The following is a 16249-nucleotide window of genomic DNA, read 5'->3' on the forward strand; positions in this document are numbered from 1 at the left end:
TAACCGCTACTAATAGAACATCCATTTCATTTTCATTATATGAACCTACCCACTCTACTATGAGAGCAAAATATTATATATAAAAAAGGCCTCACCATAACTGGTGAGGACCTTATCCTTGAATCGTCTTATTCATTTGCTTAATAGCAGACTTCTCCAAACGTGATACTTGTGCTTGAGAAATCCCAATTTCTTCGGCAACTTCCATCTGTGTCTTTCCTTGGAAGAACCGTTTTCGAATAATCATTTTCTCACGATCATTCAAACGCTTCATCCCTTCTTTCAACGCTAGTTCTTCAACCCACTGCTCGTCCTTTTGTTTTTCATCACTTAACTGATCCATAACAAAGATAGGATCTCCTCCATCATTATAAATCGGTTCAAATAATGAAACTGGATCTTGAATAGCATCTAACGCAAAGACAATTTCTTCATGTGTCACTTCAAGAACTTTGGCAATATCCATTGCTGTTGGTTCTTTGGAATTTTCAGCAATCAATTTTTCTCTTACTTGCAACGCTTTATACGCAATATCTCGTAATGAGCGAGATACGCGAATTGGATTGTTATCACGCAAATATCTGCGTATTTCCCCAATAATCATCGGCACAGCATACGTTGAAAATTTTACATTTTGGCCTAAATCAAAGTTATCAATGGATTTCATAAGTCCAATGCAACCAACTTGAAATAAATCATCAACATATTCTCCTCTGTTATTAAATCTTTGGATGACGCTCAGTACAAGACGTAAGTTTCCATTCACTAATTTCTCTCTGGCGCTTATCTCTCCACTTTGCATTTCACGAAATAATTTACGCATCTCTTCATTTTTTAGTACTGGAAGTTTAGCTGTATCAACACCGCAAATTTCTACTTTGTTTCTCGTCAAAGTGTTCCCTCCTATCGGGAGTTGCTGTACAGTGTAAAGTATTTCCTTTGAAGGGGATTTTATGCATACGGTTTTCCCATCGTTTTTCACAAACATCATATTTCCTAATGCACAAAAAGAAAATAAGACCAGTCTAGATACCGACTGGTCTTATTCTTCACACCATTTTATTAAATTCTTTTCGTAATCTTTTTATAATTCTTTTTTCCAAACGAGAAATATACGACTGTGAAATTCCAAGCATATCAGCCACATCTTTTTGTGTCTTCTCTTCGCCACCAGCGAGTCCAAACCGAAGCTCCATAATTTGTTTTTCACGATCATTTAATTGATGCAATGCTTTCATTAAAAGATGACGATCTACAGTAGCTTCTAAATCTTTTGTAATAATGTCATCATCTGTACCTAACACATCTGATAATAACAGTTCATTTCCGTCCCAATCAATGTTAAGTGGTTCATCAAAAGAAACTTCCGAACGATTTTTATTATTTCGACGCAAATGCATTAAAATTTCATTTTCTATACAACGAGATGCATATGTTGCTAATTTAATTTTCTTTTCTGGATTAAATGTATTCACTGCCTTAATAAGACCAATTGTTCCTATACTAATCAAATCCTCAATATTTATCCCTGTATTTTCAAATTTTCTTGCTATATATACAACAAGCCGTAGATTACGTTCAATAAGCATCGATCTGGCAGCTTGATCTCCATTTGGTAATTTATTCAAAAGAACTGCCTCTTCGTCTTTCGTTAACGGCGGTGGCAACGCTTCACTTCCGCCAATATAATAAATTTCATCGGTCTTAATTCCTAATTTCAGCAATACTTTATACCAAAGGTATACCAAATAAAATTTAAATTTCACCATATTATCCCGCCTCTCATAATTAAGCAATTACCATCTTTTGCGAAATCAACATTTTCGGATGTACAATGCATTGATACTCTCCATTGGTAGATAATTGTTGTGTATTTAATCCAATCAGTACTTTGTTTACAACAACCAAACCTTCATGATAAACTTGCACACAATCTGGCTTAATTGCCCATAAAAATTGATTCTCTACTCCTACTGCTCGGAAAGGAATTAAACGTAGTTTCGTCGCCCACCCAGAATCATTTTCTGGTATTTGAGGAATTTCTGTTTTGGAATAAATTTGTTCTGTTAACCAAGCTGGCAAACAATGTTCTAATGATGAAATATGCATAATCATAACGGGTGTTTTTGTTAACGGGTCATAAAGTTGGTTCCCACTATCAATTAGACCTGCTAGTTCTAGTTCCTCTCCAGCTAATTGAATTTTCACTTTCACGATTTGATCATAGTGTATCTTTGTGACCTCTACGCTTTCTATACGCTTTTTAGAAAAATAATAAATTACTGGAAAACCAAAAATAACAAACAACCAACTAATTGGATCACCGTAAGAAACTGATTTAGATTGAACTAACCCATTTACCATTTCGTTCGTTTGTAAAAAGTAATGCGTTCCAATTAATCCTCCACCAACCATAAAGGTTACAAAATAGAAAGTAAAAACAGTTTGTGCATAATTTCTAAATGTTGAAAATCCAAATGCTGTATACACAATAAGTAACGAGTACAATAGTTTCATAATTGGATGTGTCATCATAGAAGCAAAAGGCGTAAAGGCGAAAATAACAATAGTTGAACCTATAAATGCCCCTAACACAAGCCTCCATCTTTTGATTCTCTTTTTTAACACGGTGGCTGTTAATAAAAGTAAAAGAAAATCAATGCAGGCGTTTAACAACCAAACAATGTCGGCGTAAACAACCAAACAATTCACCTCTTTTTTTAAGTTGAGACTAGTATAATGCATATCCAATAGGAAAGTGTGTCAATTGGTGGAGGGTTTTTTTTGTTATTTTGTGATTTCTAGACATAATCTGTCGGTAAAAAATAAAAGTGTATTTTTCATAGAATAATATAAATCTCTTACTTGTATACATAATAATTGAATTATATATATACAAAGCTAATTTTTCTATTTGCGGGCAGTAACACCCCTGCCTCAAAATTCAGCTACAAAAAAGTACAGAAATTAAGCGGGGGTCGGGCTAACAATCATTTTGGATGAACAATCCCTACTAATTAAAGTTTCACTTTATTTATCACAGCTTATAGCTCCAAAATAGGACTGGACTCTCCATATGCAAAATAATAAAAAAAGATCTGCTTAGCAGATCTTTTCCATTTAGACAACAAAAAAAAGGAGCATGAAAGCTCCTTTTCTTTTATCGTCTACGACGGTTACGTAAGAATGCTGGAATATCGATGTCATCTGAATCTGTATGACGATCATGCATAACCGGCTCTTCACGTTTCATTTCACGCTTAACTTCACGTTGTTTTGAAGGTTGAGCTACTGGTTGTTGTTGTTGCTGTTGTGAATGATTCGCAGTCGGACGGATAATTGGTTTTGGTGGTTGCGTCGAAGCACTATCATCAAAACCAGTTGCAATTACAGTGACAACGATATCATCTTTTAATCCTTCGTTAATAACAGAACCGAAGATCATATTTACTTCTGGATCCGAAGCTGAAGCTACAATGTCTGCTGCTTCTTGTACTTCATATAAACTTAAGTTTGCGCCGCCCGTAATGTTCATAATAACACCTTGAGCTCCATCAATAGATGTTTCTAGTAATGGACTAGAAATCGCTTTTTTCGCAGCTTCAGCAGCACGATTTTCACCATTACCAGAACCGATACCCATTAAAGCAGAACCTCTATTAGACATAATTGTTTTTACGTCTGCAAAGTCTAAGTTAATTAGACCTGGTGTAGCAATTAAATCAGAAATACCTTGAACACCTTGACGTAATACGTTATCAGCTTCACGGAACGCTTCTAACATTGGCGTATTTTTATCAACAATCTCTAATAAGCGATCATTTGGAATTACAATAAGTGTATCTACATTTTCTTTAAATGAAGCAATACCAGATGCAGCTTGAGTTGCACGTTTACGTCCTTCAAATGTAAATGGGCGTGTTACAACACCAACTGTTAACGCACCTAGTTCTTTTGCAACTTGAGCAACAACTGGAGCTGCACCAGTTCCAGTTCCGCCGCCCATACCAGCAGTTACGAAGACCATATCCGCACCACGAAGTGCTTCCTGAATCTGTTCTTTACTTTCTTCTGCAGCTTTTTTCCCTACTTCAGGGTTTGCGCCTGCACCAAGTCCACGCGTTAATTTTCCACCAATTTGCATTTTCGTTTCAGCTTTTGATAGATTTAATGCTTGTGCATCAGTATTCACAGCGATAAAGTCTACACCTTGTACACCATGTTCAATCATACGGTTTACAGCATTGTTTCCGCCACCGCCGACACCGATAACTTTTATATTTGCTAATTGATCTTGAGTAGTATCAAACTCTAACATGTCGAAATCCCCCTAGAACCTCATTTTTCGTGTCCAATTTTAATCCCATAAATAACGGAATACACGTTTTACTTTTGACATCATGCGGTCATCATTTTGATTAGTATTATTTTGATTACGATTTTTCTGTTTCGCAGGTTGCTGTTGTACCGGCATTGGTGCTGGTACTGGTTCAAAATGTTCTTGCTTTTCCTGCACATTTTTCCCACGTAATTTAGCTTTTTGATAAGAATGTTTAATTAATCCAACTCCACTTGTATATTGGGGCTCACGAACACCAATATAATCAGGAGTTGCTATACGAACATTTTCATGTAAAATATCGTATGCAAGATCAAGAATACCTGGCATAGAAGCTATCCCACCAGTTAGTACATATCCAGAAGCTACTTGCTTTACTCCTAACTTACGCACTTCATCTTGAACAAACATTAAAATTTCCTCTACACGAGCCTCTATTATATCCGATAATTCCAACTGAGAATATTGTTCTGTTTGATCGCTTCCCATAATAGGAACCGTAAACATCTCTTCTTCAGATGCTGTATCATAAAAAGCATGTCCATATTTCAGCTTAATTTGATCTGCATTTTCTGTTGAAGTTTTCAGCCCAATTGCTATATCCTTCGTTATATGATCTCCACCTAATGGCAATACGCTCGTTGCTTGCAACTCTCCATCTTTAAAAATAGATAAGGTTGTAGATCCTCCACCCATATCAACAAGGGCTACCCCTCTATGTCTTTCATCCGAAGATAACGCAACTGTCGCTGCTGCTAAAGGTTGCAGACAAATATCAACAATTTCAAGACCTGCTTTTTCTACACAACGAAGTAGGTTATGTAGTAAAGTTCTCGAGCCTGTAATAAGTGTACCTTCCATTTCTAATCTTACACCGATCATCCCGCGTGGATCGTTAATCTCGTCAAGACCGTCTACAATGAACTGTCGAGGTACCACATCAATAAATTCACGTTCAGGAGCAATTGACACAACTTGCGCTGCATCTAGAACGCGTAAGACATCTTCATTCCCGATTTCACGATCTTCATTTGAAACAGCAACTACTCCGTGACACGGGAGCAACTGTACCTGGTTTGCATTGACACCTACTACAACTTGCTCAATGTGGATACCCACCATGCGCTCAGCCTGTTCAATTGCTTTTTTAATTGATCGAACAGTTTCATCTATATCAACTATCGATCCCTTCTTCAAACCATTTGATTTTACGTTTCCAACACCAATAATGTTTAAGCTATCATTAACCATTTCACCAATGATGACTTTAACATTGGATGTACCGATGTCAAGACTAACATATATTTCATTGCTGTTCATTCTTTGGCACCTCCTTCTTTATTTATACCATACAACTCAATATATGGAACAACAATCGCAACTTTACTATTTATAAGAAAAATATTCAACGTCTTTATACGTTTCCCTTTTTTAACCCTATATTTTTCTTATTTTTATTTAACATTCATTTAAGAATATCGCAGTAACCTGTGAATAACTGCTCTATCTTGAAATAATTATATTTCAAGTGTAAAGATTACCGCCAAGTATAAGTCTACACTAAGATGTACTTGTAGAAAAGTGAAACTTGTACCAATCCTAGTATGAATCTAAGAAAATTTACATTTTTTTCATCAAATTAAGCATTCTTGCAAATTAGCATCCATATAAAAGAACATTCGTTTCATTCCATACGTAATAACGCAATAAAAACTATCATTCTATTCTTTCTTTTCTTCAGCACCTAGTTCCTTCGTATATGCACCCACTTCTAAGTCAATTAAAACCTTCTTACCAGGTTCAATTGTTTTTAAAATAAGTGGATAAGCTTCCATTCGCTTTGCGAAATTTTGAATAGTGGTGCTCACTTCATATCCTTCATTCATATATAAAGTAAGATGATCTTCATTTGCGTTCGTTGGTGTATAACGAATTTCAGAAATAGACCTTAAAATAGTTGGCGTTAATTTTTCTAGTTCTGCAATTAATTCCTTCATTTTTTCCTCTTTAAACGGTTCAAAAATTGGTGCTGCAACTGGAAGCTTTCCGTTCGGAAGTACATCGAGTGTTTTCCCATTTTCTAATAACGGTTGTAATTTCCCATCTTTGTTTATATAGCCAATTGTTAAATATTCTTCGATATGAACATCAATTTTGTTTGGGAAACGTTTTTTTACATTTACCGCTTTAATTTCTTTTCGTTTCGTTAAGTTTTCTTCTGCTTTATGTGCTGTTACTCGGAAATAACTCGTATCATATGTCACACCTGATTCCTTCATAACTTGTTCATCTGTCATATAATGATTTCCAAACACACTTATCTTTTTTATATTACTAAGCGGAGACCGAAAATAAATTAAAAAGAGTACTAATAAAAATAAAATCGATATGTATAAAATTAACCGATGATTAACAGGTTTCTTATTTTTTTTCTTTTGATTTTTTAATTTTGGTACACGATCTTGTAGTTTAATCACTTTACTATTTTTCATGTACGATCCCCCTATGTAACATAAAGAACGGCATGTTCCTCATGCCGTTCTTATCTTCTTATTATAACATAAATGATAATGAGCGGAACGAACAACCGTTATCTTCCAATTATTTCTACTTCTGTATGCATATCAACACCAAATTTATCCTTAATTGTACACTTTATCAATGCGATTAAGTCTAATACATCTTGCGCTGAAGCCACACCAGTATTAACAATAAAATTTCCATGCATTTCAGAAATTTGAGCTCCACCTATTTTATAGCCACGCAGCCCTGATTTTTCTATTAAATCGCCTGCAAAATATGGGACTGGATTTCGAAATATACTTCCTGCACAAGGGTGATTCCAAGGCTGCGTTTCACGGCGATACTCTTTATTCTTTTGCATGCTTCTTACAATTTCCTCGCGTTCGCCTACCTCCAATTGGAATTCAGCTTCTAAAACAATACCAGGGCGTTTCATTTGCAATACAGATGTGCGATAAGAAAACCCCATTTCGGTATTCGTCAACCAATTAATTGTTCCATTGTCAAACAAAATACGAGCTCTCGTTAATACACTCGATATGTCGGACTTATGAGCGCCTGCATTCATATACACTGCACCGCCAACACTTCCTGGAATACCACTTGCAAACTCCAAGCCAGCTAATCCCTGTCGACTAAGTAAAGTTGACAATTTAATAAGGGGGTATCCAGCACCAACTCTTACTCTATGTTTTTCGACTTCTAAGTGATCTAATCCTTCTCCTAAACGAATAACCACACCTTCTATACCTTGATCAGATACGAGAAGATTTGAACCACGACCAATTGCAGTCCACCCTGTCTTGTACTTCTTTACTAACTCTAGCGTCTTCTCAATACCAGCAACATGCTTTGGCACAATTAAAATATCAGCTGGTCCGCCTATTTTCATAGTCGTGTAACGCGCTAACGGTTCATTAACTAACACGCGACCAACATTTGCTTCTAAAAGCTCTTTTACTAATTGTTCCATAGACAATCTCCCCCATATTAAGTCTCCTTATTACAGTAATATGCAGGGCGTTCACCTAATGTTATTTTTTAATAAGCTTGTTCATTACTTCATATAGCTTATTTGCTGCATCTGGAATACCAAGTTGCTTAGTAGCCAGTTTCATATTTTGTAATGTTTGTGTATCCAATAAAATCTCATCAATGTCACGAATAAGCGTTTCAGATGTTAAATCTTTTTCAAGTAGCATTTTAGCTGCTCCTTTATCAACAACTGATCGTGCATTTTTTTCTTGATGGTTATTTGTTACGTACGGACTTGGAATTAATACACTTGGCTTTCCTAACGCTGTTAATTCTGCAAGCGTTGTAGCCCCTGCTCTTGAAACAACAAGATCTACACCAGTCAGTACCTCTGGCATATTATGAATAAAAGGTTTAATAATAACATTATTCGGATTCCCTTTTTGTTTCACGGCTTCCATAACTTTATCATAATGTACTTCGCCTGTTACATATAATACTTCGTAACTTTTATTCCCAAATTGTTCAATCGCTTCTACAAAAGCATCGTTAATCGGTCTAGCCCCGCGACTCCCACCAAAAATAAGCACGGATTTTTTAGAAAGGGATAGTCCTACCGAACGTTTTCCTTTCATTCCATTTTGGTCCATTACTTCTGATGCACGTGGATTACCTGTCATAACCACTTTTGACTGTGGGAAATGTTCTGCAGCTGCTTCAAAGCAAACTGCAACTTTATCGACATAACGACTTAAAAATTTATTCGTTACACCAGGTACACTATTTTGTTCATGTACAATAGTCGGAATACCTAATTTAGCCGCAGCATATACAACTGGCCCACATACGTATCCACCCGTACCAATCACAATATCAGGGTTAAAACGACGAATATATCGTTTACTATCTTGAACACCTTTTAGGAAACGCATCACTGTTTTTACATTATCAAGAGATATTTTTCGTTTAAATCCACTTATAACAATAGATTGGAACGGAATACCCGCTTTCGGTACGATGGTACTCTCTAATCCATTCTCTGTACCAATGTATAAAAATCTTGCTTCCGGATTTAGTTTTTTTATTTCTCTAATTAAAGCAAGAGCTGGATAAATATGTCCTCCAGTACCCCCACCACTTACTAATACTCGCACTACTGATTCCTCCACTTCCCTGTTCTTATTCAATCGTATTTATTTCTATATACATATTGTATTTTCACACACACACGAAAAACCCTGTCTTTTAAACAGGGTTTAATAGCGAGAATGGCGACTTATATTCAATAATACACCTACTGCCATTAACATTAAGGTCAAACTTGATCCACCATAACTTAAAAACGGCAAAGTAATACCCGTAACAGGCATCAGTCCTGTTACAACACCAACATTAATCATTACTTGAATCGCAATCATCGCCACAATACCTACTGCTAAAAACGTACCATATAAATCTGGCGCTCCTAATGCTATACGAATCCCGCGCCATAATAATAGACTAAATAATAATAACACAAATGAACCACCAATAAAACCTAATTCCTCGGATAAGATTGCAAATATAAAGTCTGTTTGTGGTTCAGGTAAATAAAGAAATTTTTGTCTACTTTGTCCAAGTCCAAGCCCAAATAAACCACCAGGTCCAATTGCGAGTAACGATTGGATAATTTGAAATCCACTTCCGAGCGGATCCGACCACGGATCTAAATATGATGTGATGCGTTTCATTCGATATGGTGCTGATGCAATTAACCCTACAAATCCCGCTGCACCAAGCAAACCAAACATTGCAAAGTGAAAAATCCTTGCTCCCGAAATGAATATCATAATAATACATGTCCCAACCATTACCGTTCCCGTACCAAGATCTGGTTGTAACATAATCATCCCAAAAGCAAGAAATACAAAACTAAGAGCCGGTAGCAAACCTCGTTTAAACGATGTAATTAATTTTTGTCGTTCCGCTAAAAATTTTGCTAAGAAAATAATCATCGCGAATTTCATAAACTCTGACGGTTGGATAGAAAATGCTCCGATTCCAATCCAACTTCGCGCTCCCCCACGAACGAGACCTACTCCAGGAATAAGAACGAGAATAAGAAGAACGAAACAAACTAGTAAAATTACTTTTGAATACGTACGCCACACCCAATAATCAATTTTCATGAGAGAAAACATAGCTACTACCCCAAGACTTGCAAATAACAATTGTCTTTTTGCAAAAAAGAATGAATCCCCCATTTTATAAGAGGCCCAAACCGCACTCGCACTATAAACCATAATCATTCCGATTGTTAACAACGCAAGTGTAACGATGATGAGAATAAAATCAGGCGTTTTCTTCATTACCCATGAACACCACCTCTTTGGGCAGAACCTTTGCCCTATGTAACAAAACATCAGTAGGTGTTAGCCTACTGATGTTTTGATTTACTTTATATAAGTTTATGCACAGCTTGTATAAAAATGTCTCCTCTTTCTTCAAATGTTTTAAATTGATCCCAGCTTGCACATGCTGGTGAAAGAAGAATAATATCACCAGCCGTAGAATGAGCATAAGCCTTCACTACTGCATCATCTAAAGTATCGACACTTTCAATTACATCTAATCCTGCTTTTTCTGCCGCTCTTACTAATTTTGGTGCAGTTTGTCCAAATGTTACAATCGCTTTGACATGTTTAAAGTATGGAATTAAATCATCAAATTCATTACCACGATCAAGTCCACCAGCCAATAATACAATCGGTTGTGTAAATGCAGATAATGCTTTTTCTGTCGCTAGCATATTCGTCGCTTTTGAATCATTATAAAATTTCCGATTATTAATCGTTGTTACATATTCTAAGCGATGTTTTACACCTGTAAAACTTTTTAACACAGCAGTAATTGCTTCATTAGAAACACCTAGTAATTTAGCAATACTCATTGCTGCTAAAATATTTTCTAAATTGTGCTTACCAGGTAAAACAATATCGCTTACTTTAACTACTTTTTCGCCTTTAAAATAAAGAGCGTTATCTTTTATACACGCACCATCTTCAATTTCTTTCGTCGTTGAAAATAATACTTTCTGTCCTTTACTATATGCAGATAATGCCATTACATCTGCATCATCTGCGTTAATTACACTATAATCTGTTTCAGTTTGGTTTTTGAAAATATTCGCTTTCGCCAAACCATACTCTTTCTTCGTCCCGTGATAATCTAAATGCGCTTCAAATAAATTTAAAAAGGCTGCAATTTTTGGTTGGAACGATTCCACTCCCATCAATTGAAACGATGAAAGTTCCGTAACGACAACTTCATTTTCTTTCGCCAATTGTGCAACTTCACAAGCTACAGTACCTATATTCCCCGCAATAACTGGGTGCTTTTGTCCTTCTTTTAACATTTCAAACGTTAACATTGTCGTTGTTGTTTTGCCGTTAGATCCCGTAATCCCAACAAACGGTGCTGCTGAAATGCGATATGCTAATTCAACCTCAGTTACAATTGGAATTTGCTTTTCCTTCGCCGCCACTAAGAGTGGATTAGAATATGGAATTCCTGGGTTTTTTACGACAAGTGAAATGTTTCTCTCCAGCAATTCTAACGGATGCCCACCACATACAACATCCATTCCTTCCACTTGTAACTCAGCAGCAAGCACATTACCCACTAATGGTTTCCCATCATTTACAATGACGTTTGCCCCTAATTTTTTTAATAAAGTAGCTGCTGCATAACCACTTTTAGCAATACCTAATACAAGAACATTTTTATTTTGATATTCAGTTACAGTTTTCAATTACATCCACACCCCGATATAAATTCCTAGCACAGCTAATAAAAATCCTACAGACCAAAACGTTACAACAACGCGCCACTCTGACCAACCACATAATTCATAATGATGATGTAATGGACTCATTTTAAAGACACGCTTTCCTGTTGTTTTGAACGAAATAACTTGGATAATAACAGATAAAGTTTCCGCTACGAATACACCGCCAATAATAACGAGTAACAATTCTTGTTTTAACAAAATCGCTACAGCTGCGATAGCACCACCTAAAGCTAGAGAACCTGTATCCCCCATAAATACTTTTGCTGGATTCGCATTGAATACTAAAAAGCCAAGTACAGCTCCTACAACTGCCATACAGAAAATCGCTACCCCAAATTGTTCTTGAGCTACAGCAATAATACTAAATGCTCCGAATGCAATAGCAGCTGTTCCTGATAATAAACCATCTAAACCATCTGTTAAATTAACCGCATTTGATCCACCAATAAGCATAAATAATACAAGAACAAAATATGCCCAGCCTAATTCAAATTTAACATCAGTTCCCGGAATCATGATATAAGTGTGAAATGCTTGCCCTTTTCCAATCAAAAAGAACGCAATAGCAATTACAAGCTGACCGATCAATTTTTGTTTTGATGTTAAACCAAGATTTCTTTTCTTTACTACTTTTATGTAGTCATCTAAAAATCCGATTAATCCGTACCCAAATGTAACTAATAATAACAATGATACTTCTGCACCTAAATTGTTAAATTTAATCGCCATAATAAGCGTAGTCACCATCATAGATACATATATGACAATACCACCCATCGTTGGTGTCCCTGATTTCTTTTGGTGTGACTTCGGTCCTTCGTCACGAATACTCTGTCCGAACTTTAATTTTCTTAAAAATGGAATAAATAATGGCGAAAGGGCAACAGAAATTAAGAATGCTACCCCAGCCGTTACTAATAAACCTTGTTCAAGCACATGTAGTCCTCCTCTCATGCTGTTACACTTCGTTGTTTAAACGCTCGGTGATTGCTTCTTTAGCAACTTCACGATCGTCAAAATGATGAACTTCTTTACCAATAATTTGATACGTTTCATGCCCTTTACCAGCAATAATAATAATATCTTCTGCTTTCACTTTCGAGATAGCGGAACGTATCGCTTCTTTTCGATCGACAATTACTTCATAATTATTCCCTTTTACATCATTTACCATATCATCTAAAATAGCCTTCGGATCTTCACTTCTTGGATTATCTGATGTATAAATTGCATGAGTTGCATATTTGGTTGCAACACTTGCCATTATTGGTCTTTTCGTTCTATCTCTATCACCACCGCAACCAACGATACAATATACATCACCTTTTGCAAACTGTTTTGCTGTTTTTAGTACGTTCTCTAAGCTATCAGGTGTATGTGCATAGTCAACAATAACTGTGTAATTTTGTCCACCATCAACAACTTCAAAACGTCCAGGAACGCCAGCAAGCTCTTTAATTACATCAATAATTGTTTGTAAGCTCACTCCTGAAACAAGACCTGCTGCTGTAGCAGCTAACACGTTGTATACATTAAACTTACCAATTAATTTCATCGTAACATTTACAGTTTCATACGGTGTTACAAGTGTAAATGTTGTACCGCCACTCGTCATTACGATATCTCGTGCCATAATGTCGCTTGCAACATCTATACCGTATGTTACAACAGTAGCTGCTGTACTTCTCATATACTCTTCTGCTACTGGATCATCACTGTTTAATATAGCGTATTTTTCACGATTATGATGATAACTATTGCCAAGCTGTGCAAAAAGCAACCCTTTCGCATGTTTATATTCTTCCATCGTTTTATGATAGTCTAAATGATCTTGTGTTAAATTCGTAAATACTGCAACATCGTAATCGCACCCGTGTACACGGCCAAGATCTAAAGCATGAGACGAAACTTCCATTACTGTGCTATCCACACCTTGTTCAACCATTTTTGAAAATGTCTGTTGAAGTGTTAGTGCATCTGGTGTTGTATTTTTCACCTCAAATGTTTCATCACCGATTTTCATATTAATCGTTCCAATTAGCCCTGTTTTATGACCATGTGCGCGCATAATTTCATCCATAATATGCGATGTTGTTGTCTTTCCATTTGTACCTGTAATACCGATTAAATGTAACTTGTGTGTTGGTTGGCCATAAAAATAATCAGCTAACACCGCTAGCGAACGAAAAGTATTTTTCACAAGTACAACTGGAACGTCAACATCAATTGGTCTTTCCGCAACAATAGCAGCCGCTCCTTGTGCCGCTGCTTGCTTAGCAAAATCATGGCTATCAACCGTATATCCTTTCATACATATAAATAAGCTTCCCTCTTTCACTTTACGTGAATCCGCTTCAATAGATGTTATTTCTGGATTTTCTGTTGGAACAACGGGAAAATCATGCAAACATGATACAAGTGTATGCAACTTCATTTCACTAAACCCTCTCTACATTGTTTATTTATCTCTTATTTTAGCAAGTAACACGTTACCTCCTAGTTATATAAAAATAGGAGGTAAGTGCTACTATAGTCTAATCAATAGATTTATTTATTAATGAGACACTTATCGTCTCAAATAAAGCAATTTTTCTATAAAGAACTCACTTCCACCAATTGTACCATAAAACACAATCAGTTACCTTTAATTCCCGAAGTAAATTCTAACTTTTGAACCCTCTTTTACTTTAGCTCCTGCTTCTGGTGATTGTTTAATTACTTTCCCACCATCACCACTTATATCAAGCTTCAAGTCTACAAGTTGCGTTTGTAAATCTTTCTTTTTCATACCAATTAAATTCGGAACTTCCACAGTTGGTGTATCGCCCCATTTATATTCTTTCTCAACTTGCTCTTTTCTCGGTTCCACTCCCATTACAGGAAGTGCGTCACGAAGAATATTCCCAACAATAGGTGCTGCTACAACTCCACCAAATTGAGTGACTCCTTTTGGATTATCCACTGCTACATAAACAACAATTTGCGGATCGTCAGCTGGAGCAAAACCGATAAATGATACAATATAGTTATTATCTAAATATTTTCCATCTTTCACCTTTTGAGCAGTTCCAGTTTTTCCACCTACACGATATCCATCAATATAAGCCCCTTTACCAGAACCTTTCGCTACAACATTCTCTAATGCGTAACGAACTTTCTCTGAAGTTTCCTTGGAAATAACTTCCCTTTTCGCAACAGGTGTCTTTTTGCTGACAACTTGATTATTCTTCGGATCAATAAATTCCTTCGCTATATATGGCTGATACAAAGTTCCACCATTTACAGCGGCCGCTACAGCTGCTACTTGTTGAATCGGTGTAACAGAAACACCTTGCCCAAATGAAGTCGTCGCTTGCTCGACTGGACCAACTTTATCTAAATTAAATAAAATCCCGCTACCTTCACCTTGTAAGTCAATTCCGGTCTTCTGTCCAAACCCGAAATTGCGAATGTATTTAAACAATCGATCTTTACCAAGACGATCACCGAGTTCAATAAATCCTGGGTTACAAGAGTTTTGAACTACCTCTAAAAACGTTTGGCTACCATGGCCTCCAGCTTTCCAACACCGCAATCTAGCTCCACCAACTTCAGCTGCCCCATCATCATAAAATGTATCTTTCTCTAAGTCTACCAAATTTTCATTCAAGGCTGCAGCTAATGTAATAATCTTAAATGTTGACCCCGGCTCATACGTACTCCATACAGGTAAGTTTCTGTTATATACTTCCGGAGAAACACTTTGGAAATCTGCTGGATCAAAACTTGGTCGACTTGACATACCTAAAATTTCACCATTTTTCGGATTCATTGCAATTGCTATCATACCGTCAGGATTATACGTTGATTCCGCAATATTCATTTCTCTTTCCATAATCCTCGTAATGCGTGAATCAATTGTTAATCCTAAATTCAAGCCGGCTTCTGGTTTTTTGAAATCATCTCCAACGTTAGGCATTCTCTGTCCTTTCGCGTCTGCAAAAAATCGCACATGACCTTTATCACCATTTAGCTCTTTATCATAATATTTCTCTAGTCCCATAAGCCCTTGATTATCACTGCCCGCAAATCCTAATACGTGTGATAAAAAATTACCGAATGGATAGTACCGGATAGAATCCTCTGCGATGTACACACCCTTTAAACTTAATCCGCGTACTTCTTTCGCTTTGTCATGCGATATTTTCCTTCCGCCTTTATCAAGCCTTACAATCGATTCTTTTTTTGTAATCCGCTTATAAACATCATCTTTTTCCACACCTAATACTGCAGCTAACTTCTCTGCAGTCTCTGCTGGTTTTTCAATTTGCCTTGGCACAACAAAGACGGTAGGTGCACTTTTATTCGTAGCAAGCTCCACACCATTTCGATCTAAAATTTTCCCTCGCTCTGGTTCAAAAGTAATATTACGACTCCATGAATCCTTCGCACGATCCGTTAACATATTTCCAAGAAAAAATTGCACATATCCAAGACGAATATCGATGATGGTGAAAATGAGTATACCCGATATAAGTATAAAAATAAGTCGTTTCCTAACCGTTACATTTGATACACGCATATTGGAACAAGCCTCCCTTACG

At 36.5% G+C, this 16249-nt stretch carries 13 protein-coding genes; all 13 read right to left on the reverse strand.

From position 1 onward, the window contains the following. Positions 1–112: 112 nt before the first annotated feature. Positions 113–892 carry an RNA polymerase sporulation sigma factor SigG gene (gene sigG / locus JTF23_RS05365; protein ID WP_000197755.1) on the reverse strand — a complete coding sequence of 260 codons (780 nt, stop codon included), beginning with the start codon at positions 890–892 and terminating at the stop codon, positions 113–115. 157 nt (positions 893–1049) lie between these two features. Continuing rightward, on the reverse strand, positions 1050–1769 hold the full coding sequence (sigE, locus tag JTF23_RS05370; RefSeq protein ID WP_002111431.1) for an RNA polymerase sporulation sigma factor SigE: 720 nt from the start codon (positions 1767–1769) through the stop codon (positions 1050–1052). A 19-nt stretch (positions 1770–1788) separates the two neighbouring features. Next, positions 1789–2703, reverse strand: coding sequence for a sigma-E processing peptidase SpoIIGA (gene spoIIGA, locus JTF23_RS05375; protein WP_002111432.1), 915 nt, complete (start codon positions 2701–2703; stop codon positions 1789–1791). A 457-nt stretch (positions 2704–3160) separates the two neighbouring features. Then, positions 3161–4318: a cell division protein FtsZ gene (gene ftsZ, locus JTF23_RS05380; RefSeq protein ID WP_002160704.1), complete on the reverse strand. Its 1158-nt coding sequence runs from the start codon at positions 4316–4318 to the stop codon at positions 3161–3163. Positions 4319–4357: 39 nt separating this feature from the next. Continuing rightward, a complete protein-coding gene (ftsA, locus tag JTF23_RS05385; RefSeq protein ID WP_078172914.1) occupies positions 4358–5659 on the reverse strand; it encodes a cell division protein FtsA in 1302 nt (433 codons plus the stop codon). A gap of 401 nt (positions 5660–6060) precedes the next feature. Beyond that, the gene (gene divIB / locus JTF23_RS05390; RefSeq protein ID WP_002111435.1) at positions 6061–6831 is read right to left on the reverse strand and encodes a cell division protein DivIB; all 771 of its coding nucleotides are present in this window, start codon (positions 6829–6831) and stop codon (positions 6061–6063) included. A gap of 98 nt (positions 6832–6929) precedes the next feature. Continuing rightward, a complete protein-coding gene (gene murB, locus JTF23_RS05395) occupies positions 6930–7835 on the reverse strand; it encodes a UDP-N-acetylmuramate dehydrogenase (protein WP_204208249.1) in 906 nt (301 codons plus the stop codon). 61 nt (positions 7836–7896) lie between these two features. After that, a complete protein-coding gene (murG, locus tag JTF23_RS05400) occupies positions 7897–8991 on the reverse strand; it encodes an undecaprenyldiphospho-muramoylpentapeptide beta-N-acetylglucosaminyltransferase (RefSeq protein WP_002088269.1) in 1095 nt (364 codons plus the stop codon). A 102-nt stretch (positions 8992–9093) separates the two neighbouring features. Further along, positions 9094–10185 carry a stage V sporulation protein E gene (gene spoVE, locus JTF23_RS05405; RefSeq protein WP_016106029.1) on the reverse strand — a complete coding sequence of 364 codons (1092 nt, stop codon included), beginning with the start codon at positions 10183–10185 and terminating at the stop codon, positions 9094–9096. An 89-nt stretch (positions 10186–10274) separates the two neighbouring features. Then, positions 10275–11627 carry a UDP-N-acetylmuramoyl-L-alanine--D-glutamate ligase gene (gene murD / locus JTF23_RS05410; RefSeq protein WP_078179807.1) on the reverse strand — a complete coding sequence of 451 codons (1353 nt, stop codon included), beginning with the start codon at positions 11625–11627 and terminating at the stop codon, positions 10275–10277. Next, positions 11628–12602, reverse strand: a complete 975-nt coding sequence (gene mraY / locus JTF23_RS05415; protein ID WP_002014738.1) for a phospho-N-acetylmuramoyl-pentapeptide-transferase — start codon at positions 12600–12602, stop codon at positions 11628–11630. Positions 12603–12624: 22 nt separating this feature from the next. Further along, entirely contained in the window at positions 12625–14100 is a 1476-nt protein-coding gene (locus JTF23_RS05420; RefSeq protein WP_204208250.1) for a UDP-N-acetylmuramoyl-L-alanyl-D-glutamate--2,6-diaminopimelate ligase, read from the reverse strand. A gap of 210 nt (positions 14101–14310) precedes the next feature. Further along, entirely contained in the window at positions 14311–16227 is a 1917-nt protein-coding gene (locus JTF23_RS05425) for a stage V sporulation protein D (RefSeq protein ID WP_002014741.1), read from the reverse strand. Between the last annotated feature and the right edge of the window lie 22 nt (positions 16228–16249).

It is taken from the genome of Bacillus sp. RIT 809, from assembly GCF_016892495.1.
GTDB lineage: Bacteria > Bacillota > Bacilli > Bacillales > Bacillaceae_G > Bacillus_A > Bacillus_A cereus_U.

Coding starts and splice junctions, on each gene's coding strand:
- sigE (WP_002111431.1), bottom strand. CDS start 1,769: ATGGTGAAATTTAAATTTTATTTGGTATACCTTTGGTATAAAGTATTG.
- ftsZ (WP_002160704.1), bottom strand. CDS start 4,318: ATGTTAGAGTTTGATACTACTCAAGATCAATTAGCAAATATAAAAGTT.
- ftsA (WP_078172914.1), bottom strand. CDS start 5,659: ATGAACAGCAATGAAATATATGTTAGTCTTGACATCGGTACATCCAAT.
- divIB (WP_002111435.1), bottom strand. CDS start 6,831: ATGAAAAATAGTAAAGTGATTAAACTACAAGATCGTGTACCAAAATTA.
- murB (WP_204208249.1), bottom strand. CDS start 7,835: ATGGAACAATTAGTAAAAGAGCTTTTAGAAGCAAATGTTGGTCGCGTG.
- spoVE (WP_016106029.1), bottom strand. CDS start 10,185: ATGAAGAAAACGCCTGATTTTATTCTCATCATCGTTACACTTGCGTTG.
- JTF23_RS05420 (WP_204208250.1), bottom strand. CDS start 14,100: ATGAAGTTGCATACACTTGTATCATGTTTGCATGATTTTCCCGTTGTT.
- JTF23_RS05425 (WP_002014741.1), bottom strand. CDS start 16,227: ATGCGTGTATCAAATGTAACGGTTAGGAAACGACTTATTTTTATACTT.